The following is a 19,172-nucleotide window of genomic DNA, read 5'->3' as shown; positions in this document are numbered from 1 at the left end:
CCCGGCCTGTGGTTCATATCAGGATTGACTTCTGTAGGCCCGGCAAGCCTGCGCCGCCGGGCATCACGCTTATCAGAAGTTGTAACCCACGACCAGATAACCACCCCAGCCGGTTGAACGGACGCTGAAGTCGCCGTTGCCGAAGTTCAGGCTGGCGTCGTCGTTCCACTGGCCGCCGTTGTGCCAGTAACGGGCAACTACGGAGTAGTGCCAGTGATCGTAGTTCAGCGCCAGGATGTGGCTGGAGGCGATAGAGTTATTGGTACGCGCTTTGTTGCCATTATTATCGCGGAAGCCAATATCGCCCAGCTCTGAGCCCCAGTCAAAGTTGGTGAAGCCGATGTAGCTCAGCTGGCCGCCCCACAGCTGGGTGATTGGCACGAAGTATTTCACCTTGAAGCGGTAGCCGTCCCACTCGTTCTGGTTCTCTGCACCGTAGTTTTGCCATTGGTATTTTGCATAGACGTTCATGGACAGGCTCATTGGCAGGCCGGTGTCGATATCCGTACCCAGGCCCATATACCAGGTGCTCTGACGACCCGAGGCGTTGCGGCCCATGTCGTAGATGTAGTTGTTGGCGAAGTACCACTCTTTGAACGGGCCGAAGCTCAGATCTGCACCGGTCAGCTTATCTATGGAGAAGCGTGGTTCAATTTCCATAAACAATGGAGAGCCGTGGTTCCAGATACCTTTTGCGTCGGTGTTACCACCGAAGAAGACGGGTGCATCCATATAACCATAGAAATCGAACCAATCTTTCTTGGCGAAGGCTTCGTATTCCAGATAGGTATCGTTACGGATCTGTGGTCCGAAACGGGTGTGATAGCTTCCTACCACGTTGACACTCTGGTGCCACCAGTCAGAAACGTATTCAGGTTTGCTGTTTTCTGCTGCGCCTGCGGTGAAAGATGTAGAAAGAGCGAGCACTGCACTGGCTGCAAGTAATGTTTTTTTCATCATGATGCCACTTGTTGAAATCCCTCGCGGGGAGTGAAAAGAATCGCCGGAGCGTTTCTAAATGTAACGGTTTTCTGCGAGGCCTATTATAAGAATCATTGCTCACAAAAATATGTGGTGTTTCACAGTTTTCTCAAGTACGTAATCGATTGCGTTCACGTTTGCGTACATTGTCGGCGGGGATTGTACGGATTATCGTAAATGTTTCCAGGGTTTTCTGAAAAACGGAAAAGATTGCAGAGGGTGTCGAAAGATAAGCGGAAGGAGTCAAACGTTGCCGGATAACGGGCGCTATCCGGCCATAAAGGATTACTGCGGCGTGACGGGCTGAATATCGTGGATGCGCACAAATACCGGCTGTTTGGCATCACTGCCGCTCAGCTGCAGCGGAATGTCCACATCGCTCGGGGCCAGAACGCTGGCCGGAGCGTTGATCAGCTGGTTTTTAACGTTCACTTCCTGGAAGCTATCGGTGGTGCCCTGAATCACGCCCCACTCGACGGTGCCGCTAAATGCGGGGAGCGGATCGTTGGATTCGCCCTGAATACGCAGCGTGGCGCGCAGGCCATCGGCGTTTGGCGCAATATTAATCAGCGACATTTTCAGGGTGCCAATCTGGCTTTCCAGACGTGCTGGCGTATGAGAGCCCGGCAGCAGATAGACGCCGCTTGCCGATTTGGCGTTCAGCGAATTTTGCTGGGTGATTTTCACCGTTTCCTGATTGAGCTTACTCATATCCTGATTCAGCGCGCTGACGCTCTGCTGCATCTGGTGAATTTCGGTTTGCTGTGCACAGGCGCTCAGGGTAAACAGGCTGCCCAGCGCGAGAAGTCGAACGAAACGTCTTGTCATCATGAGGATCCTTGTAGGGGTCTGCCGGGGATAATGGTAGCAGGAGAGGGGATTATTCCTCACGGGGGATTGTCTCAAAATGACGGCTGAGTACGGGTCGTGGTAAAATAGAAAGATGTCACACTTCTTCGTCAGGACGCGCCATGCATTGCCCATTTTGTTTCGCTGTAGATACCAAAGTGATCGACTCCCGCCTGGTCGGGGAAGGATCCTCCGTACGCCGCCGCCGCCAGTGCCTGGTGTGTAACGAACGCTTCACCACCTTTGAAGTGGCAGAACTCGTTATGCCGCGGGTGGTGAAAAGTAACGATGTGCGTGAACCGTTCAATGAAGATAAGCTGCGCAGTGGTTTACAGAAAGCGCTGGAAAAACGCCCGGTGAGCTCAGATGACGTCGAGATGGCGGTCAATCACATTAAATCTCAGCTTCGTGCAACAGGCGAACGTGAAGTACCGAGCAAGCAAATCGGTAATCTGGTGATGGAACAGCTCAAGAAACTGGATAAGGTCGCCTACATTCGTTTCGCTTCCGTCTACCGCAGCTTTGAAGACATTAAAGAATTCGGCGAAGAGATCGCCCGCCTACAGGATTGACCGATGCAAGACGAAATGTACATGGCGCGAGCCCTGCAGCTGGCCGCTCAGGGGCGTTTTACCACGCATCCTAATCCACGCGTCGGCTGCGTTATCGTGAAAGACGGCGAAATAGTCGGGGAAGGGGCACACTATCGTGCGGGGGAACCTCACGCGGAAGTGCACGCTCTGCGCATGGCGGGCGAAAAAGCCAAAGGCGCAACGGCCTACGTTACTCTCGAACCGTGCAGCCATCATGGCCGCACGCCGCCGTGCTGCGAAGCGCTCATTACTGCAGGCGTTAGTCGCGTCGTGGCCGCAATGCAGGATCCTAACCCTCAGGTGGCCGGGCGCGGGCTGTATCGTTTGCAGCAGGAAGGCATCGAAGTCAGCCACGGGCTGATGATGAGCGAAGCAGAAGCGCTCAATAAAGGCTTCCTGAAGCGTATGCGCACCGGCTTTCCGTATATTCAGCTCAAGCTGGGCGCATCCCTCGATGGCCGTACGGCAATGGCGAGCGGTGAAAGCCAGTGGATAACTTCCCCGCAGGCACGCCGTGACGTGCAGCGTCTGCGCGCCGAAAGCCACGCAATTTTAACCACCAGCGCCACGGTGCTGGCGGATAACCCGGCGCTGACCGTGCGCTGGGAAGAGCTCAACGAAGAGGTGAAGGCCAGCTATCCGCAGGAAAATCTGCGGCAGCCCGTGCGCATCGTGCTCGACAGGCTGAATCAGGTCACGCCGGAGCATCGCATCGTGCAGCAGCCGGGCGAAACCTGGTTTGCCCGAACTCAGCCTGACTCACGTGAATGGCCGGAGTCTGTGCGCACTGTGCAAATTCCGGAACACAACGGCCATCTCGATCTCGTCCTGCTGATGATGCAGCTTGGCAAACAGCAAATTAACAGCATCTGGGTGGAAGCAGGTCCGACGCTCGCGGGAGCGCTGCTCCAGGCCGGGCTGGTTGATGAGCTGATTGTGTACGTCGCGCCTAAACTATTAGGCAGCGATGCCCGTGGATTATGTGTCCTGCCAGGGCTTGAGAAACTCGCCGATGCACCCCAGTTCAGTTTCAGCGAGATACGCCACGTTGGCCCGGATCTCTGTTTGCATTTAAGACCTGCGTAAGTTGCTCTCAATAACCGAAGCAGCACACGAAATATTATGATAAAATCCGCCCCCCTCATGGGGTAAGTCGAATCCCAAAAGGAAAAGTATGAACATTATCGAAGCTAACGTAGCGGCACCTGAAGCCCGCGTCGCCATCACCATTGCGCGTTTCAACAACTTCATCAATGAAAGCCTGCTGGAAGGTGCGGTTGACGCCCTGAAGCGTATTGGTCAGGTGAAAGACGAAAATATTACCGTTGTCTGGGTTCCGGGCGCGTACGAACTGCCGCTGGCAGCGGGCGCACTGGCGAAGACCGGCAAATACGACGCGGTGATCGCGCTGGGCACCGTAATTCGTGGCGGTACTGCTCACTTTGAATATGTCGCCGGTGGCGCAAGCAATGGCCTGCTGCACGTTGCGCAGGAGAGCGAAATTCCGGTTGCCTTCGGCGTTTTGACCACCGAAAGCATCGAACAAGCCATCGAACGCGCTGGCACCAAGGCCGGTAACAAAGGTGCAGAAGCTGCACTGACCGCGCTGGAAATGATTAATGTATTGAAGGCCATCAAGGCCTGAATTTTGTAAGGGGAATTCCGTGAAACCTGCTGCTCGTCGCCGCGCCCGTGAGTGTGCTGTCCAGGCGCTTTACTCCTGGCAGTTGTCCCATAACGACATCGCTGATGTTGAATATCAGTTCCTGGCGGAACAGGACGTGAAAGACGTCGACGTCGTGTACTTCCGCGAACTGCTGTCCGGAGTGGCGACCAACAGCGCGTATCTTGACGGCCTGATGAAGCCGTATCTCTCCCGCCTGCTCGAAGAGCTGGGTCAGGTTGAGAAAGCCGTGCTGCGCATCGCGCTGTTCGAGCTGGCTAAGCGTGACGATGTGCCGTACAAAGTGGCCATCAACGAAGCTATCGAGCTTGCGAAAACCTTCGGCGCTGAAGACAGCCACAAGTTCGTTAACGGCGTGCTGGATAAAGCAGCTCCGGTCATCCGTCCCCGCAAGAAGTAATCTGTTTAGCCGACGTTAACGGGCACTCCGTTATCGTCGGCATTCTCTTTTCCCGGCTCGAGGCATGACCTATGGCTTGCGGCGAATTTTCTCTCATTGCCCGTTATTTTGATCGCGTCAGAAGCTCCCGTCTGGATGTTGAAACCGGCATCGGCGACGACTGCGCGCTGCTGAACGTTCCCGAAAAACAAACCCTGGCGATCAGCACCGATACGCTGGTATCGGGCATTCATTTCCTACCGGATATTAATCCTGCTGATTTGGCCCGCAAGGCGCTGGCGGTGAACTTAAGCGATCTCGCCGCAATGGGCGCCGATCCTGCGTGGCTCACGCTCGCGCTGACCTTACCTGCCGTCGACGAAGCCTGGCTTGCCGCGTTCAGCGACAGTCTGTTTGAACAGCTGAACTACTACGATATGCAGCTGATTGGCGGTGACACCACTAAAGGGCCGCTGTCGATGACGCTGGGCATTCACGGCTTTGTGCCGGAAGGACGAGCGCTCAAGCGTTCCGGGGCGAAACCGGGCGACTGGGTTTACGTCACCGGTACGCCGGGCGACAGCGCGGCAGGGCTGGCGATTTTGCAGGAGCGTTTGCGGGTTTCGGTGAAAGAAGACGCAGACTATCTGGTGAAGCGTCATCTGAACCCGACTCCGCGAATCCTGGCGGGGCAGGCGCTGCGCGGTCTGGCGAATGCGGCTATCGATCTTTCTGATGGCCTGATTTCCGATCTCGGTCATATCCTCAAGGCCAGCGAGTGCGGCGCCCGAATCGATTTGGATGCACTGCCGTTCTCTGAAGCGATGCAGCGTTGCGTGGAGCCTGAGCAGGCGCTGCGCTGGGCGCTGTCCGGCGGCGAAGACTATGAGCTCTGCTTCACCGTACCTGAACTCAACCGCGGTGCGCTGGACGTGGCGCTCGGTCATTTTGGCATGAAATATACCTGCATCGGCCAGATTAGTGCCGACGTGGAAGGCCTGCATTTTCAACGTGACGGCAAGCCGGTCACGCTCGACTGGAAGGGATATGACCATTTTGCGCAGTAAAGATGTCGCCAAAAGCCGCCTGAACCTGCTGAATCCGTGGCACCTGTTAGCCACCGGTTTCGGCAGCGGGCTGAGCCCGATTATGCCCGGTACGGCGGGATCGATTGCCGCTATTCCCTTCTGGTATCTGATGACCTTCCTGCCCTGGCAGCTCTATTCGCTGGTGGTGATGCTTGGGATCTGCATCGGCGTCTACATTTGCCATCGCACCGCGAAGGATATGGGCGTGCACGATCACGGCAGCATCGTCTGGGATGAGTTTATCGGCATGTGGATAACGCTGATGGCGCTGCCGACCAACGCCTGGCAGTGGGTGGCGATCGGCTTTGTGCTGTTCCGCATTTTTGACATGTGGAAGCCGTGGCCAATTCGCTGGTTCGATCGCAACGTGCACGGCGGGATGGGGATCATGGTTGATGACATTATCGCCGGGATCATCGCCGCGGGCCTGCTGTATCTGATTGGGCATCACTGGCCGATCGGATTGATCTGACAGCGATTTTCCGGGCGGCACGCCGTTTTCCCGGCCTGCTCCGGCCCGGTTTGTAAGCCCGGTAAGCACAGCGCCACCGGGCAATCTGGCTCTACTTAAACCCCACCACCGGATGCGGCTGATAAGGCGTTTCCAGCTCGGCAATCTGCTCCGGCTTAAGCGTAATATCGACGGCGTTCAGCAAATCATCCAGCTGTTCCTCTCTGGACGTACCGATAATGGGCGCGGCCACGCCGGGCTTGCTTAGCAGCCATGCCAGCGCGACCTGCGCACGCGAAACCCCCAGCTCTTCGGCGATTGCCGCCAGCCGCTCGGCGATCTGCGCATCGTTATCTTCCGTCGTGCTGTAGAGCGTTTTACCAAACTCGTCAGACACGACACGCGCGGTGGTTTCACCCCATGGACGCGTAAGACGTCCGCGCGCCAGCGGGCTCCATGGGATCACCGCCACGCCCTCGCTGTAGCACAGCGGCAGCATCTCGCGCTCTTCTTCGCGGTAAATCAGGTTGTAGTGATCCTGCATGGTGACAAAGCGCGCCCAGCCGTGCTTTTTCTGCAAATCGAGAGCCTGGGCAAACTGCGAGGCGTGCATAGATGATGCGCCGATGTAGCGCGCTTTTCCGGCTTTTACGACATCATTCAGCGCTTCGAGGGTTTCTTCAATTGGCGTGTTGTAATCCCAGCGGTGGATTTGCAGCAGGTCGACGTACTCCATGCCCAGACGCTTCAGGCTGTCGTCAATTGAACGCAGAATTTGCGCCCGCGAAAGCCCCTGCGGCAAATCGCCGGTCTGATGGTAAACCTTGGTCGCGACCACCACGTCTTCACGGCGGGCAAAGTCCCGCAGCGCACGGCCCACAATCTCTTCGCTGCTGCCGTCGGAGTAGCTGTTGGCGGTGTCAAAGAAGTTAATGCCGCCTTCCAGGGCGTGTTTGATGATTGGGCGGCTGCTCTCTTCCGGCAGCGTCCAGGCGTGATTGCCGCGGTCGGGCTCGCCAAAGGTCATGCAGCCGAGACACAAGCGGGAGACGTTGAGGTCGGTCGATCCTAATTTGTTGTATTGCATGGTTCCACTCCTGCGATGAATATCCTTTAAGCATAGCAGGAGCGGAAAGGGGAGGGATCAGGCGAGCCAGGCGGTGATTTTGGTTTCGATACCTGCGGCGTCGAGGCCGATAGCCGCGCGAGCTTCTTCCTGCGTGCCCTGCGGAATAAAGAAGTCCGGCAGGCCGAGGTTCAGCACCGGCACCGGCTTGCGGTGTGCCATCAGCACTTCATTCACGCCGCTGCCTGCGCCACCCATGATGGCGTTTTCTTCCAGCGTCACCAGCGCGTCGTGTTGCACGGCCATCTCCAGAATCAGCGCTTCATCCAGCGGCTTCACAAAGCGCATATCGACCAGGGTAGCGTTGAGATTATTTGCCACGACTTCGGCATCTGCCAGCAGGGTGCCGAAATTCAGAATGGCAATTTTCTCACCCTGACGTTTAACGATACCTTTGCCGAGCGGCAGTTTTTCCAGCGGGGCCAGCGCTGCGCCCGTGCCGCTGCCGCGCGGATAGCGCACTGCGCTTGGGCCGTCGCTGTAGTGATAGCCGGTAAACAGCATCTGGCGGCATTCGTTTTCATCGCTTGGAGTCATGATGACCATATCCGGGATGCAGCGCAGATAGGAGAGATCAAACGCGCCCTGATGGGTCTGACCGTCGGCACCGACGATGCCCGCGCGGTCGATGGCAAACAGCACCGGCAGCTTTTGAATCGCGACGTCGTGAATGACCTGATCGTAGGCGCGTTGCAGAAAGGTGGAGTAAATCGCGACCACGGGCTTATAGCCGCCGATCGCCAGTCCCGCCGCGAAGGTGACCGAATGCTGCTCGGCAATTGCCACATCGAAATACTGGTCAGGGTATTTTTTGGAAAACTCCACCATGCCGGAGCCTTCACGCATGGCGGGCGTGATGGCCATCAGCTTGTCGTCTTTTGCCGCCGTTTCGCACAGCCAGTCGCCGAAAATTTTTGAGTAGCTCGGCAGGCCGCCGCTGCTTTTCGGCAGCACGCCGCTGGTGTGATCGAATTTCGGCACGGCGTGGAAGGTGATTGGGTCTTTTTCCGCGGGCTCGTAGCCGCGCCCTTTTTTGGTCATGATGTGCAGGAACTGCGGGCCTTTCAGGTCACGCATGTTCTTCAGCGTGCTGACCAGACCCAGCACGTCGTGACCGTCAACCGGGCCGATGTAGTTAAAGCCAAGCTCTTCAAACAGCGTGCCGGGCACTACCATGCCTTTGATATGTTCTTCGGTACGCTTGAGCAGCTCTTTAATCGGCGGCACGCCGGAGAAGACTTTTTTGCCGCCTTCCCGCAGCGAGGAGTAAAGCTTTCCGGAGAGCAACTGGGCGAGGTGATTGTTCAGCGCGCCGACGTTCTCGGAAATCGACATTTCGTTATCGTTGAGGATAACCAGCATGTCAGGCTTGATGTCGCCTGCGTGGTTCATGGCCTCAAACGCCATGCCTGCGGTGATCGCGCCGTCGCCAATCACGCAGACGGTGCGGCGCTGTTTTGCCTCTTTTTCTGCGGCAACGGCAATGCCTATACCGGCGGAGATGGAGGTCGACGAGTGGCCAACGCTCAGCACGTCATACTCGCTTTCACCGCGCCACGGGAACGGATGCAGGCCACCTTTCTGGCGAATGGTGCCGATGCGGTCGCGTCGTCCGGTCAAAATTTTGTGTGGGTAAGCCTGGTGGCCCACGTCCCAGATAAGCTTATCAAACGGGGTGTTATAGACGTAGTGCAGCGCCACGGTGAGTTCCACCGTGCCAAGCCCGGAGGCGAAGTGTCCGCTGGAGCGGCTCACGCTGTCGAGCAGGTAGCGACGCAACTCGTCGCAGAGCTTCGGCAGGCTCTCTTTAGGCAACAGACGCAATTCCTGAGTGGACTCCACCAGCGCCAGCGTCGGGTATTTGGCAATATCAAAACTCATCAGAGACTCATCGTGGTGTTTTTTTATTTATCGCGCTGAATAATGTAATTCGCTAGCGCTTCCAGTGCCGTGGTGTCCAGAGACTGCGCGGCCAGTACCGTTAACGACTGGCGGGCCTCTTCAATGAGATCACGGGCTTTGCTTTGGGCTTGCTCAAGTCCCAGCAGGGCAGGGTAGGTGCTTTTGCCAAGCTGCTGATCGGCACCCTGACGTTTACCAAGGGTCGCAGTATCCCCTACCACATCCAGAATGTCATCCTGCACCTGGAAGGCGAGGCCAATGCTTTCGGCGTATTTGTCGAGCACCGGCAGCGCAGCCAGGCCTTTTTCGCCTGCGCTGAGTGCACCCAGGCGCACGGCGGAGCGAATCAGCGCTCCTGTCTTATGGCGATGAATACGCTCCAGCGCCTGCAAATCGACCTGCTTGCCTTCGGCTTCCAGATCTAACGCCTGACCGCCGCACATGCCCGCTACGCCGCTGGCTTGCGCCAGTTCGGAGACCATCTTCAGGCGGAACGCGTCGGCAACGAACGGCATCGGCGCATCACTCAGTATAGAAAAGGCCAGCGTTTGCAGCGCGTCTCCGGCCAGAATCGCGTTCGCTTCACCATATTTAATATGGCAGGTTGGCTGACCCCGGCGCAGATCGTCATCATCCATCGCCGGTAAATCGTCGTGAATCAGCGAATAAGCATGAATGCATTCCACCGCAGCGGCGGGCGCATCCAGCGTGGAGAGGCTGACGCCAAACATGCGGCCGGTGGCGTAAACCAAAAACGGGCGCAGACGTTTACCGCCCAAGAGTGCGCCATAGTGCATGGCTTCCACCAGCGGAGTGTTCTGAAAGGGCTGCGGCGCAATAAACTGGCGCAGCGCTTCGTTAGCCCGCTCAACGCAGGACTGCAACTGTTGCGAGAACTCCATCTTTTACTCTGCGTCCGGCGTGAAGGGAGTCAGCGGGGCATCTTCGCTGTCGGCCAGCAGGATTTGCACGCGCTGCTCGGCCTGCTGCAGCTTCACCTGACCCTGACGCGCCAGCTGCACGCCGCGCTCAAACTCATTCAGCGCGTCTTCCAGCGGCAGGTCGCCGTTTTCGAGGCGGGAAACAATCTGCTCAAGTTCGGTCAGCGCACTCTCAAAGGTGGCTGGCGCTTCATTTTTCTTTGGCATAGTGAATGTTTGACTCTGTTTTATCGCGACTTGCCTAATGGTAGCGAAGTCCTCGGGCATATGAAATAACGCATAATGGTAACGCGCAGGTTGACCGCGATGGTGGTATACTTCCGCGCCTGGATGCAGCCGGGAAGTCATGGCTGCTGTATTTTTTTCTACAGACCCCGTCGGGTTTGCCAACGAACCATTGCCGCCATGAAGTTTATCATTAAATTGTTCCCGGAAATCACCATCAAGAGCCAATCTGTGCGCATACGCTTTATTAAGATGCTCACTGGGAACATTCGTAATGTGCTGAAGCACTATGACGAGACGCTCGCCGTTGTTCGTCACTGGGATCATATCGAAGTTCGCGCTAAAGATGAGAACCAGCGCCCGATTATCCGCGATGCGCTGACCCGCATTCCCGGCATTCACCATATTCTGGAAGTGGAAGATGTGCCGTTCACTTCCCTCCATGACATCTTCGAGCAGACGCTGCCGCTGTGGCGCGAACAGCTGGAAGGTAAATCCTTCTGCGTGCGCGTAAAACGTCGCGGTAAGCATGAGTTTACCTCTATTGAAGTGGAACGTTACGTCGGCGGCGGCCTGAACCAGCACATTGAAACGGCGCGCGTGAAGCTGACCAACCCGGACGTCACCGTGCATCTGGAGATCGAAAACGATCGCCTGCTGCTGGTGAAAGGCCGCTATGAAGGCATCGGCGGTTTCCCGATTGGCACTCAGGAAGACGTGCTGTCGCTGATTTCCGGCGGCTTCGATTCCGGCGTCTCCAGCTACATGTTGATGCGTCGCGGCTGTCGTGTGCATTACTGCTTCTTCAACCTTGGCGGCGCGGCGCACGAAATCGGCGTTCGTCAGGTGGCGCACTATCTGTGGAACCGTTACGGCAGCTCGCACCGCGTACGCTTCGTGGCGATCAACTTTGAGCCTGTTGTCGGTGAAATCCTCGAAAAAATCGACGACGGCCAGATGGGCGTGGTGCTGAAACGTATGATGATGCGTGCAGCTTCTCAGGTAGCAGAACGCTACGGCGTGCAGGCGCTGGTCACCGGCGAAGCGCTGGGCCAGGTCTCCAGCCAGACGCTGACCAACCTGCGTCTCATCGACAACGTTTCTGACACGTTGATCCTGCGTCCGCTGATTTCTCACGATAAAGAGCACATTATCGATCTGGCCCGTGAAATCGGTACCGAAGATTTTGCCCGTACCATGCCGGAATACTGCGGCGTGATTTCGAAGAGCCCAACCGTGAAGGCGGTGAAGGCGAAGATAGAAGCAGAAGAGCAGAACTTCGATTTCACGATCCTCGATAAAGTGGTGGCGGAAGCCAACAATGTCGATATCCGTGACATCGCGCAGCAGACCCAGCAGGACGTCGTGGAAGTGGAAACCGTCAGCGGCTTCAGCGCCAACGACGTGATCCTCGATATCCGCTCTATTGATGAGCAGGACGACAAGCCGCTGAAGGTTGAAGGCGTGGAAATCGCTTCTCTGCCGTTCTACAAGCTGAGCACCAAATTCGGCGATCTGGATCAGAGCAAAACCTACCTGCTGTGGTGCGAGCGTGGGGTGATGAGCCGCCTGCAGGCGCTGTATCTGCGCGAGCAGGGCTTTGCTAACGTGAAGGTTTATCGTCCGGAGTAATCTGCCGCGTCGTAAAACTGCCGGGCGGCACGTTGTTTGCCCGGCCTACCGGACCGTAGGCCGGGTACGGCATAGCCGCCACCCGGCACTGCGCTAAATTACTCTGAGTAGTAGTTGTAAATCCCGGCAGCCATCACCAGCTGTGAGGCGACCTCATAGGCCTTTTCCTGACCCACCAGCAGGTCGATAAGCTTCAGCCCAAAATCAATGCTGGTGCCGGGCCCCTGGCTGGTTAACAGGTTGACGCGTGGGTCCCAGACTACGCGCTTATCCTGCCACTGCCCTTCCGGAATCGTCTCTTTCAGCGCCGGAAACCCCGTCATGTTGCCAATCGGAAAAATGTCGTGCGGCACCAGCACGGTGCCTGCTGCGGCGCAAATGGTGGCGACGATTCGGCCTGAACGATGGAACTGTTTTACCGTTTCCACCAGCAGCGGGCTGTCGCGGAAACATTCTGCGCCCTTCAGGCCACCCGGCAGCACGATGGCATCAAAGTCACCGTCGGCCACCTGAACCAGCGGCGCGTCGGCAAGCAGCTTCACGCCGCGTGAACAGGTAATGACCAGATCGCCACTGCTTTCGACGCTTGCGGTAGTGACCTTGATGCCGCCGCGAACCAGCAGATCGATGGTGGTCACCGCTTCCATCTCCTCACTCCCAGGGGCGAGACAAACCAGCGCTGATGCGCTCATACGAATTCTCCTTACGTTTAACCTGTTCAAACAGGCGGGCGTTTTCCGGCACCGCGATCCCATGGGCGCGGGCCCGTTTGAGCAGGTATCCGGTGATATAGTCGATTTCAGTCTGGCGCTGTGCGCGCACATCCTGAAGCATGGACGAAATGTTATTCGCCGTGCTGTCAATCACTTGCCAGACGTAGGCCAGCAAATCTTCGGGGCTGGCGTGGTGCCCCTCACGCGCCATCACCATGGCGACTTCCGCGCTGACGCGCTCTACTTCGCTGGCATAATCGCGCAGCTGCCCGTTTGGGCAATCACAGAGCGCCGTCAGCGGGTTGATGACGCAGTTCACCGCCAGCTTTCGCCAGCTTGCATTGCCGATATCGTTATGCCACGCGACATCCGGCAGCACGGTATGCAGCGTATCGGCCAGAAAGCTGTACTCCTGAGCGACGGCGTTACCGGGGCCGATATGAGTAGTGCCGTTGGCGACATGAATAATCAGGTTGCCATCCCGGCGAGCGGCCTGCGTGGTCATGCCGAGCAGCAGCGGCTGTTTCAGCGAACGCAGCTCGTCCACTGTCCCCATGCCGTTGTGCATCAGCAAAATGGGGCAGGTGGCCGGAAGCTGGAGGGCCAGGTTTTTGACGGCGGTCGATACCTGCCAGGCCTTCAGAGTAACCAGCAACAAATCGCTGCTGGCGAGAAAATCGGGGTCGTTGGCCGTCACCAGCTCGTTAAAGACGCGCCCGTCAGTATCCTGCAGGTTGACGCTGCACCACGGAGCAGGCACGCGCAGCCAGCCCTGAACGTCATGCCCTTGCCGGATAAGCGCAGTCAGCCATAATTGTCCCAGGGCGCCGCATCCAAGCACGGTAATTTTCATTGTTCCTCCTCACCTGCTGCGGGATCGGGCGTGATGTTATCAGTATAGCGCCGACAGCATGCCCGCCGTCACCGGGATAACAGGTTGTGTTCTCTGACGTTGCGGGTATTATGCATCGCAACAAAAAGAGAGGGAGAATAAAACATGCCATCTTTCGATATTGTCTCTGAAGTTGATCTTCAGGAAGCCAAAAACGCCGTGGATAATGCTGCGCGCGAAGTGGAGTCTCGCTTCGATTTTCGCGGTGTGGAGGCGAGCATCGAGCTGAATGAAAAGAATGAGAGCATCAAGGTGCTGAGCGAATCTGATTTCCAGGTGAATCAGCTGCTGGACATCCTGCGCGCCAAGCTGCTTAAACGTGGCATCGAAGGCAGCTCAATCGAGGTGCCGGAAGAGTTCGTTCACAGCGGCAAGACCTGGTTTGTGGAAGCGAAGCTGAAAACCGGCATCGAAAGTTCGGTGCAGAAGAAAATCGTCAAGCTGATCAAAGACAGCAAGCTGAAGGTGCAGGCGCAGATTCAGGGCGAAGAGATTCGCGTGACCGGTAAATCCCGCGACGATCTGCAGGCGGTGATGGCGCTGGTTCGCGGCGGCAATCTCGGCCAGCCGTTCCAGTTTAAAAACTTCCGCGATTAATTCCCGTCACGGACGCGTGCGGCACGCCGGTAGAGCGTGCTGCGCGCCACGCCCAGCGCCTGGGCGGCCTTACTGATATTGCCGTTGAAGCGCGCTAGCGTGCTGGCAATCAGGGCTGTGTCATGCTGTTTCAGGTTTTCCATAACTTCAGGCGTGGCCTGCCGGTACTCAGCCGGTAAAGCATCAACGCCAAGCGTTTCCCCTTCTTCAGCCAGCGCCAGCAGCACTTTCATCAGGCTGCGTAACTGGCGGACATTCCCCGGCCAGGCAAAGTGTGCCAGCGTTTTCAGCAGCGGCGGAGAAAGCGTGATGTGCCGCGCTGGTCCTCCAAGCTCCTGCCACTGCTGTTCAATAAATGCCGGAAGCGTCGGCCATTCCCGCAGCGGTGGGATGGTCAGGGTAAATTCCTGCAAACGATAAAGCAGGTCTTCGCGAAATTCGCCGTCGGCGACAAGCTGCGCCAGATTACGGTGGGTGGCGCAAATCACGGCAAAATTCACCGGCCAGCTACGGCTTGAGCCCAGCGGCGCGACGACCTTATCCTGCAACACTCTGAGCAGACGGGTTTGCAGAGCGAGCGGCATGTCGCCAATCTCATCAAGGAACAGGATCCCGCCGTCCGCTTCACGGATTTTGCCGATATAGCCGTTTTTGTTCGCGCCGGTAAACGCGCCGGGCTGATAGCCAAACAGCTCTGATTCAATCAGTGACTCCGGAATAGCCGCGCAGTTAATCGCGATAAATTTCCCTTCCCGCCAGCAGCTGCGCTGATGCAGCGTCTGGCTGACAAACTCTTTCCCGCTGCCGGTTTCCCCCTGAATGCACAATGACACGCCAGCGTTGAGCAGGCGCACCATTTTTTCGCCGTCCTGCTTCAGTGAAAAAGGCCACTCCGCGGCAGGTTTTGGCGGCACGCTGACGAGGGTTTGCGTCGGCGCACGCAGGCGGTAGTAGTAGGTCTGAGCGGAGTGGGTGACCGGTGCTGGCAGCGGGCAGGGGGTTTGTTTTAGTAAAGGGAATAACTGCCCAAAAGTGATATGGCCGAGTCGGGCGGGGTCGATGCCCAGCCTGCGCAGCGCGAGACGGTTGGCTGCGATCAACGTATTGTCGGAAAACACCAGCAGTAACTCTTCAACGCTGTCGAGCTTTTGCGGATCGGGGTGCAGGCTCATCAACCACTGTTGCGGATGGAGACTCTGTTTGACCCACAGATACTCTATCTGCCGTGCGGCGCTTTTGACCCAGGCCAGCGTATGCGCATGAGAGAAGTGTGCCGGGCCGGAGATGTCCAGCACGCCCGCGATCTGACCATCCGGCGTTTGCAGAGGAATGGCGGCGCAATAAAGGTTTTGATTGCTGGTGAGGAAATGCTGTTCGCCGTCGATCTCGCAGCTGTCATCAATGGCGAGGGCTGTGCCAATCGCGTTTGTTCCACGGCCGCTTTCGCTCCAGAGCGTGCCGGGCGAAAGCGCGAAACGCTGCGCTTTTTCCATTGCGCTCAGATTGCCTACCGTCTGTAACACCACGCCTGTGTCATCGGTTAATACCACCACCGACTGGGTTTCCGTGAGGCTTTTCGCCAGTTGAGTGACCATGGGTAAGGCGTAGCGCTGTAAACCGGAATGACTGGCAAGACGATCGGCCAGCTCTCCCTGCCCCAGAAGCGGGAAGTCTTCGGCGTTGCGCTCCAGGCCATACAGCTCGCTGCGAAACCACGACTCGCGCAGCAGCGGGCTGCAGTGGGTATGACCAACGCTGTCGGTTGATTTTCCCTGCATCAGACACCTCAATGAACGAGAAAGTGTTGCGATATTGTAGCTTAGTGGTTTGTTTAATGTTGCGTTACGCAACACGGAAGCGAACATTGCTGAGATAAATGCACTCTGTCCATGTATCTAAATTATTAAGTTATTGATATTAAATAAATTATGAGGCCGTGTGAATTCTGGCATGCTGGATGCATTGGTTGAACAACAGTACGCGAGACCAAATAGAGTCACGCCGCTGTTCCTCAACCCTACAGAAGGAGTTCGCCATGCGTTATGCACATCCTGGCAAACCGGGTGCCCTGATCACGCTTCAGGCCACCTACGGCAACTACATCGACGGTCAGTTCGTCGAACCCGTGAACGGCGAGTACTTCATGAATACCTCGCCCGTGGATGGCAGTAACATCGGCCAGTTCCCGCGTTCCGGCGCAGCGGATATTGATAAGGCGCTGGATGCGGCCCATCGCGCTGCGGCGGCCTGGGGTAAAACCTCCGCGCAGCATCGCTCTAATTTGCTGTTGCAGGTCGCTGACCGGATTGAAGAGCATCTGGAGAGGCTGGCGATTGCCGAAAGCTGGGATAATGGTAAACCCGTGCGTGAAACGCTGAATGCGGATATTCCGTTGGCAGTGGATCACTTCCGCTATTTTGCGGGCTGTTTACGCGCCCAGGAAGGCAGTACGGCGGAGATTGACGAAAATACGGTGGCTTACCATTTCTACGAGCCGCTGGGCGTGGTTGGGCAAATTATCCCCTGGAACTTCCCGCTGCTGATGGCGGCGTGGAAGCTCGCTCCAGCGCTGGCGGCGGGTAACTGCGTGGTGCTCAAGCCTGCAGAACAGACGCCGTTAAGCATCACGCTGCTGATGGAAATTATCGGTGACCTCTTCCCGGCGGGCGTAGTGAACATCGTTCAGGGCTACGGCCGTGAAGCAGGTGAGGCGCTGGCAACCAGCAAGCGCATTGCGAAGATTGCCTTTACCGGATCGACGCCGGTTGGGCGGCACATTATGGCCTGTGCGGCAGAGAACATTATCCCCTGTACCGTGGAGCTTGGCGGAAAATCACCGAATATCTACTTTGCCGACGTCATGGACGCCGAAGAGTCCTTTATTGAAAAAGCGGTGGAAGGGCTGGTGCTGGGCTTCTTCAACCAGGGTGAAGTCTGTACCTGTCCGTCACGTGCGCTGATCCACGAGTCGATTTACGAGCCGTTTATGGAACGCGTGATGGCGAAAATCGCTAATATCCGCCGCGGCGATCCGTTTGACACAGACACCATGATTGGCGCGCAGGCCTCGCGTCAGCAGTACGATAAGATCATGTCGTATATCAATATTGCCCGCGAAGAGGGCGGGAAAATCCTCACGGGCGGAGATAAGGCGATGGTCAACGATCTGGATAACGGCTTCTACATTCAGCCGACCCTGATCAAAGGCAACAACGCCATGCGCAGCTTCCAGGAGGAGATCTTTGGCCCGGTGATCGGTATCCTGACCTTTAAGGATGAGGCGGAAGCGCTGGCGTTGGCCAACGACACGCAGTATGGCCTGGGGGCTGGCGTCTGGACGCGGGACAGCAATCTTGCCTACCGCATGGGAAGAGGAATTAAAGCGGGACGAGTCTGGACGAACTGTTACCACGTCTACCCGGCACACGCGGCGTTTGGCGGCTACAAGCAGTCCGGCGTAGGACGCGAAACCCACAAAATGGCGCTGGATGCTTATCAGCACACCAAAAATATTCTGGTGAGCTACGGCACGGCACCGTTAGGCCTGTTCTGATTTTTTATCAGGCGCAAATATCACAACGGCTTCCCTGGGGAAGCCGTTCATTTTTCTGTATCGCCCGTTTAAGGATTGGCTATCAGGGTTTCGACGTCGTAGCGGTTGGTCACTTTACTGTCGATTTTTACGTACGCCGAACGTTCTGCGGCGATGACGAGTACTTCTTTCACGCCCTCTTTCGCCAGCAGGCGGTTTTTCAGGTGCTCGTTGGCGTCAATACCATCAGGAATGGCGATACGCAGGCTGCTGACGTATTGCGGCTCCTGCATGGTCATCGCCACCAGTAGCCAGACCGTAGCCAGAAGAGCCCCCATCAGAAACACGGTTTGTGAGTCGAAGTATCCATCCAGCCAGCCGCCGAGTGAGCCGCCGATAGCGACACCCAAAAACTGGCTGGTGGAGTAGATGCCCATCGCGGTGCCTTTATAGCCCGCCGGGGATTCTTTACTGATGAGCGACGGCAGCAGCGCTTCCATCAGGTTGAAGGCAAGGAAGAACAGCTGCACGCCTGCAACCAACTCCCAGAAGTAAGCCCCCGATCCCCAGAGCACAATTTCCGCAATCAGAATCAGGGCGATGCAGAGCAGGAAGACGCGCTTCATGCGGCGTTTTACTTCGGCATAGATGATAAATGGCACCACGGCGACAAAGGAGACGACCATGGTGACGAAGTAAATTTTCCAGTGTTCCGCTGCCGGGAATCCTGCGGCCTCAAGCTGGCCTGGCAGGGCAACAAACGTCGACATCAGCAGAATGTGCAGACACATGATGCCGAAGTTGAGCTTCAGCAGTTTTGGCTCCATCAGCACCTTGCTGAAGCAGCCTTTTACCATGCCGGATTCGCGGTTCAGGACGTGGTTCTCGCTGTTCGGCACGACCCACAGCGTCAGTAAAATACCCAGCGTGGCAAGTCCTGAGATCATCCAGAACAGGGCATGCAGGCCAAGCCTGTGGGTGATAATCGGACCGAGCACCATGGCGATAGCGAACGTGACGCCAAAGCTGACGCCGATAAATGCCATCGCTTTGGTTCGGTTCTGCTCGCGGGTGAGGTCGGACAGCAGCGCCATCACGGCGGCGGCAATCGCGCCGGAACCCTGCAATGCGCGGCCAAGAATGATGCCCCAGATGGAGTCAGAGAGTGCGGCAATCACGCTGCCGAGGACGAAAATCAGTAAGCCGCCGATAATCAACGGCTTGCGGCCAATGCGATCGGACATCAGGCCGAAGGGGATCTGAAACACCGCCTGAGCGAGGCCATAAATACCAATGGCGATGCCAATCAGCGCTTCGCTTGCGCCCTGTAGCGCCATGCCGTAGGTGGTCAGAACGGGCAGAACCATAAACATGCCGAGCATGCGCAGTGAGAATACGGTCCCTAAACCCCAGGTTGCGCGCAGTTCGCCCGGCGTCATTTTAAAATCGTTCATTTCCACCTCAGAATAAAAGCAGCGCTTAGTGTAAGGCCAGGGAAGGGCAGGGTAAATAAGGGGTTGTGTAACAAATATTACATCGGGATTTTATTGATAATGCGAATAAAAAAGGGTGCCGAAGCACCCTTTT

Annotated in this window: 19 protein-coding genes; 9 read left to right on the top strand and 10 right to left on the bottom strand. The window is 56.9% G+C overall.

Annotation, left to right across the window (positions count from 1 at the left end; all coding sequences use genetic code 11):
• Positions 1–72: 72 nt before the first annotated feature.
• On the bottom strand, positions 73–957 hold the full coding sequence (locus tag RTU33_RS01500; protein WP_312624916.1) for a nucleoside-specific channel-forming protein Tsx: 885 nt from the start codon (positions 955–957) through the stop codon (positions 73–75).
• 309 nt (positions 958–1,266) lie between these two features.
• Positions 1,267–1,809 (bottom strand): DUF3251 domain-containing protein, encoded by a 543-nt coding sequence (locus RTU33_RS01495; protein ID WP_312624914.1) that lies wholly within the window; start codon positions 1,807–1,809, stop codon positions 1,267–1,269.
• A gap of 143 nt (positions 1,810–1,952) precedes the next feature.
• On the opposite strand from RTU33_RS01495, the gene nrdR reads away from it, so the two are divergent.
• The 6 genes from nrdR (at position 1,953) to pgpA (ending at position 6,046) form a co-directional block, all read left to right on the top strand.
• Positions 1,953–2,402 carry a transcriptional regulator NrdR gene (gene nrdR / locus RTU33_RS01490; protein ID WP_312624801.1) on the top strand — a complete coding sequence of 150 codons (450 nt, stop codon included), beginning with the start codon at positions 1,953–1,955 and terminating at the stop codon, positions 2,400–2,402.
• 3 nt (positions 2,403–2,405) lie between these two features.
• On the top strand, positions 2,406–3,509 hold the full coding sequence (gene ribD / locus RTU33_RS01485) for a bifunctional diaminohydroxyphosphoribosylaminopyrimidine deaminase/5-amino-6-(5-phosphoribosylamino)uracil reductase RibD (RefSeq protein WP_312624799.1): 1,104 nt from the start codon (positions 2,406–2,408) through the stop codon (positions 3,507–3,509).
• A gap of 88 nt (positions 3,510–3,597) precedes the next feature.
• The gene (ribE, locus tag RTU33_RS01480) at positions 3,598–4,068 is read left to right on the top strand and encodes a 6,7-dimethyl-8-ribityllumazine synthase (RefSeq protein WP_312624798.1); all 471 of its coding nucleotides are present in this window, start codon (positions 3,598–3,600) and stop codon (positions 4,066–4,068) included.
• Between the two features lie 19 nt (positions 4,069–4,087).
• Positions 4,088–4,507: a transcription antitermination factor NusB gene (nusB, locus tag RTU33_RS01475; RefSeq protein ID WP_312624796.1), complete on the top strand. Its 420-nt coding sequence runs from the start codon at positions 4,088–4,090 to the stop codon at positions 4,505–4,507.
• 71 nt (positions 4,508–4,578) lie between these two features.
• Positions 4,579–5,553 (top strand): thiamine-phosphate kinase, encoded by a 975-nt coding sequence (gene thiL / locus RTU33_RS01470; RefSeq protein ID WP_312624795.1) that lies wholly within the window; start codon positions 4,579–4,581, stop codon positions 5,551–5,553.
• Positions 5,534–6,046, top strand: coding sequence for a phosphatidylglycerophosphatase A (pgpA, locus tag RTU33_RS01465; RefSeq protein WP_312624794.1), 513 nt, complete (start codon positions 5,534–5,536; stop codon positions 6,044–6,046). The genes thiL and pgpA overlap by 20 nt, the downstream gene beginning before the upstream one ends.
• 91 nt (positions 6,047–6,137) lie before the next feature.
• Here pgpA and RTU33_RS01460 read toward each other — a convergent pair whose 3' ends face one another.
• Genes RTU33_RS01460 through xseB form a run of 4 tightly spaced genes read right to left on the bottom strand, consistent with a single transcriptional unit; the run spans position 6,138 to position 10,201 of the window.
• Positions 6,138–7,112: an aldo/keto reductase gene (locus tag RTU33_RS01460; protein WP_312624793.1), complete on the bottom strand. Its 975-nt coding sequence runs from the start codon at positions 7,110–7,112 to the stop codon at positions 6,138–6,140.
• 57 nt (positions 7,113–7,169) lie between these two features.
• A complete protein-coding gene (gene dxs, locus RTU33_RS01455; RefSeq protein ID WP_312624792.1) occupies positions 7,170–9,032 on the bottom strand; it encodes a 1-deoxy-D-xylulose-5-phosphate synthase in 1,863 nt (620 codons plus the stop codon).
• Between the two features lie 23 nt (positions 9,033–9,055).
• Positions 9,056–9,955 carry a (2E,6E)-farnesyl diphosphate synthase gene (ispA, locus tag RTU33_RS01450; protein ID WP_312624791.1) on the bottom strand — a complete coding sequence of 300 codons (900 nt, stop codon included), beginning with the start codon at positions 9,953–9,955 and terminating at the stop codon, positions 9,056–9,058.
• Between the two features lie 3 nt (positions 9,956–9,958).
• Positions 9,959–10,201, bottom strand: a complete 243-nt coding sequence (xseB, locus tag RTU33_RS01445) for an exodeoxyribonuclease VII small subunit (RefSeq protein WP_312624790.1) — start codon at positions 10,199–10,201, stop codon at positions 9,959–9,961.
• Between the two features lie 198 nt (positions 10,202–10,399).
• On the opposite strand from xseB, the gene thiI reads away from it, so the two are divergent.
• Entirely contained in the window at positions 10,400–11,851 is a 1,452-nt protein-coding gene (gene thiI / locus RTU33_RS01440) for a tRNA uracil 4-sulfurtransferase ThiI (protein WP_312624789.1), read from the top strand.
• 98 nt (positions 11,852–11,949) lie between these two features.
• On the opposite strand, the gene yajL is transcribed toward thiI, so the two are convergent.
• Both yajL and panE read right to left on the bottom strand, forming a co-directional pair.
• Positions 11,950–12,543: a protein deglycase YajL gene (gene yajL, locus RTU33_RS01435; protein WP_312624787.1), complete on the bottom strand. Its 594-nt coding sequence runs from the start codon at positions 12,541–12,543 to the stop codon at positions 11,950–11,952.
• Positions 12,503–13,417, bottom strand: coding sequence for a 2-dehydropantoate 2-reductase (gene panE, locus RTU33_RS01430; RefSeq protein WP_312624785.1), 915 nt, complete (start codon positions 13,415–13,417; stop codon positions 12,503–12,505). The genes yajL and panE overlap by 41 nt, the downstream gene beginning before the upstream one ends.
• Positions 13,418–13,561: 144 nt before the next feature.
• On the opposite strand from panE, the gene RTU33_RS01425 reads away from it, so the two are divergent.
• On the top strand, positions 13,562–14,053 hold the full coding sequence (locus tag RTU33_RS01425) for a YajQ family cyclic di-GMP-binding protein (protein WP_312624783.1): 492 nt from the start codon (positions 13,562–13,564) through the stop codon (positions 14,051–14,053).
• Here the strand turns inward: RTU33_RS01425 and RTU33_RS01420 are convergent.
• Entirely contained in the window at positions 14,050–15,831 is a 1,782-nt protein-coding gene (locus tag RTU33_RS01420) for a sigma-54-dependent Fis family transcriptional regulator (protein ID WP_312624781.1), read from the bottom strand. The two genes, RTU33_RS01425 and RTU33_RS01420, sit on opposite strands and share 4 nt — an antisense overlap.
• Before the next feature lie 257 nt (positions 15,832–16,088).
• Between RTU33_RS01420 and RTU33_RS01415 the strand changes: the two genes are divergently transcribed.
• A complete protein-coding gene (locus tag RTU33_RS01415; RefSeq protein WP_312624779.1) occupies positions 16,089–17,606 on the top strand; it encodes an aldehyde dehydrogenase family protein in 1,518 nt (505 codons plus the stop codon).
• A gap of 68 nt (positions 17,607–17,674) precedes the next feature.
• On the opposite strand, the gene RTU33_RS01410 is transcribed toward RTU33_RS01415, so the two are convergent.
• A complete protein-coding gene (locus tag RTU33_RS01410) occupies positions 17,675–19,039 on the bottom strand; it encodes an MFS transporter (protein WP_312624778.1) in 1,365 nt (454 codons plus the stop codon).
• Between the last annotated feature and the right edge of the window lie 133 nt (positions 19,040–19,172).

Source organism: Scandinavium sp. (assembly GCF_032012665.1).
Classification (GTDB): domain Bacteria; phylum Pseudomonadota; class Gammaproteobacteria; order Enterobacterales; family Enterobacteriaceae; genus Scandinavium.
This window is presented reverse-complemented; position numbering and strand designations above follow the sequence as displayed.

Coding starts and splice junctions, on each gene's coding strand:
- RTU33_RS01415 (WP_312624779.1), top strand. CDS start 16,089: ATGCGTTATGCACATCCTGGCAAACCGGGTGCCCTGATCACGCTTCAG.
- panE (WP_312624785.1), bottom strand. CDS start 13,417: ATGAAAATTACCGTGCTTGGATGCGGCGCCCTGGGACAATTATGGCTG.
- dxs (WP_312624792.1), bottom strand. CDS start 9,032: ATGAGTTTTGATATTGCCAAATACCCGACGCTGGCGCTGGTGGAGTCC.
- pgpA (WP_312624794.1), top strand. CDS start 5,534: ATGACCATTTTGCGCAGTAAAGATGTCGCCAAAAGCCGCCTGAACCTG.
- RTU33_RS01500 (WP_312624916.1), bottom strand. CDS start 957: ATGAAAAAAACATTACTTGCAGCCAGTGCAGTGCTCGCTCTTTCTACA.
- RTU33_RS01425 (WP_312624783.1), top strand. CDS start 13,562: ATGCCATCTTTCGATATTGTCTCTGAAGTTGATCTTCAGGAAGCCAAA.
- nrdR (WP_312624801.1), top strand. CDS start 1,953: ATGCATTGCCCATTTTGTTTCGCTGTAGATACCAAAGTGATCGACTCC.
- ribE (WP_312624798.1), top strand. CDS start 3,598: ATGAACATTATCGAAGCTAACGTAGCGGCACCTGAAGCCCGCGTCGCC.
- RTU33_RS01460 (WP_312624793.1), bottom strand. CDS start 7,112: ATGCAATACAACAAATTAGGATCGACCGACCTCAACGTCTCCCGCTTG.
- thiL (WP_312624795.1), top strand. CDS start 4,579: ATGGCTTGCGGCGAATTTTCTCTCATTGCCCGTTATTTTGATCGCGTC.
- xseB (WP_312624790.1), bottom strand. CDS start 10,201: ATGCCAAAGAAAAATGAAGCGCCAGCCACCTTTGAGAGTGCGCTGACC.
- yajL (WP_312624787.1), bottom strand. CDS start 12,543: ATGAGCGCATCAGCGCTGGTTTGTCTCGCCCCTGGGAGTGAGGAGATG.
- thiI (WP_312624789.1), top strand. CDS start 10,400: ATGAAGTTTATCATTAAATTGTTCCCGGAAATCACCATCAAGAGCCAA.
- RTU33_RS01420 (WP_312624781.1), bottom strand. CDS start 15,831: ATGCAGGGAAAATCAACCGACAGCGTTGGTCATACCCACTGCAGCCCG.
- RTU33_RS01495 (WP_312624914.1), bottom strand. CDS start 1,809: ATGACAAGACGTTTCGTTCGACTTCTCGCGCTGGGCAGCCTGTTTACC.
- RTU33_RS01410 (WP_312624778.1), bottom strand. CDS start 19,039: ATGAACGATTTTAAAATGACGCCGGGCGAACTGCGCGCAACCTGGGGT.
- ispA (WP_312624791.1), bottom strand. CDS start 9,955: ATGGAGTTCTCGCAACAGTTGCAGTCCTGCGTTGAGCGGGCTAACGAA.
- ribD (WP_312624799.1), top strand. CDS start 2,406: ATGCAAGACGAAATGTACATGGCGCGAGCCCTGCAGCTGGCCGCTCAG.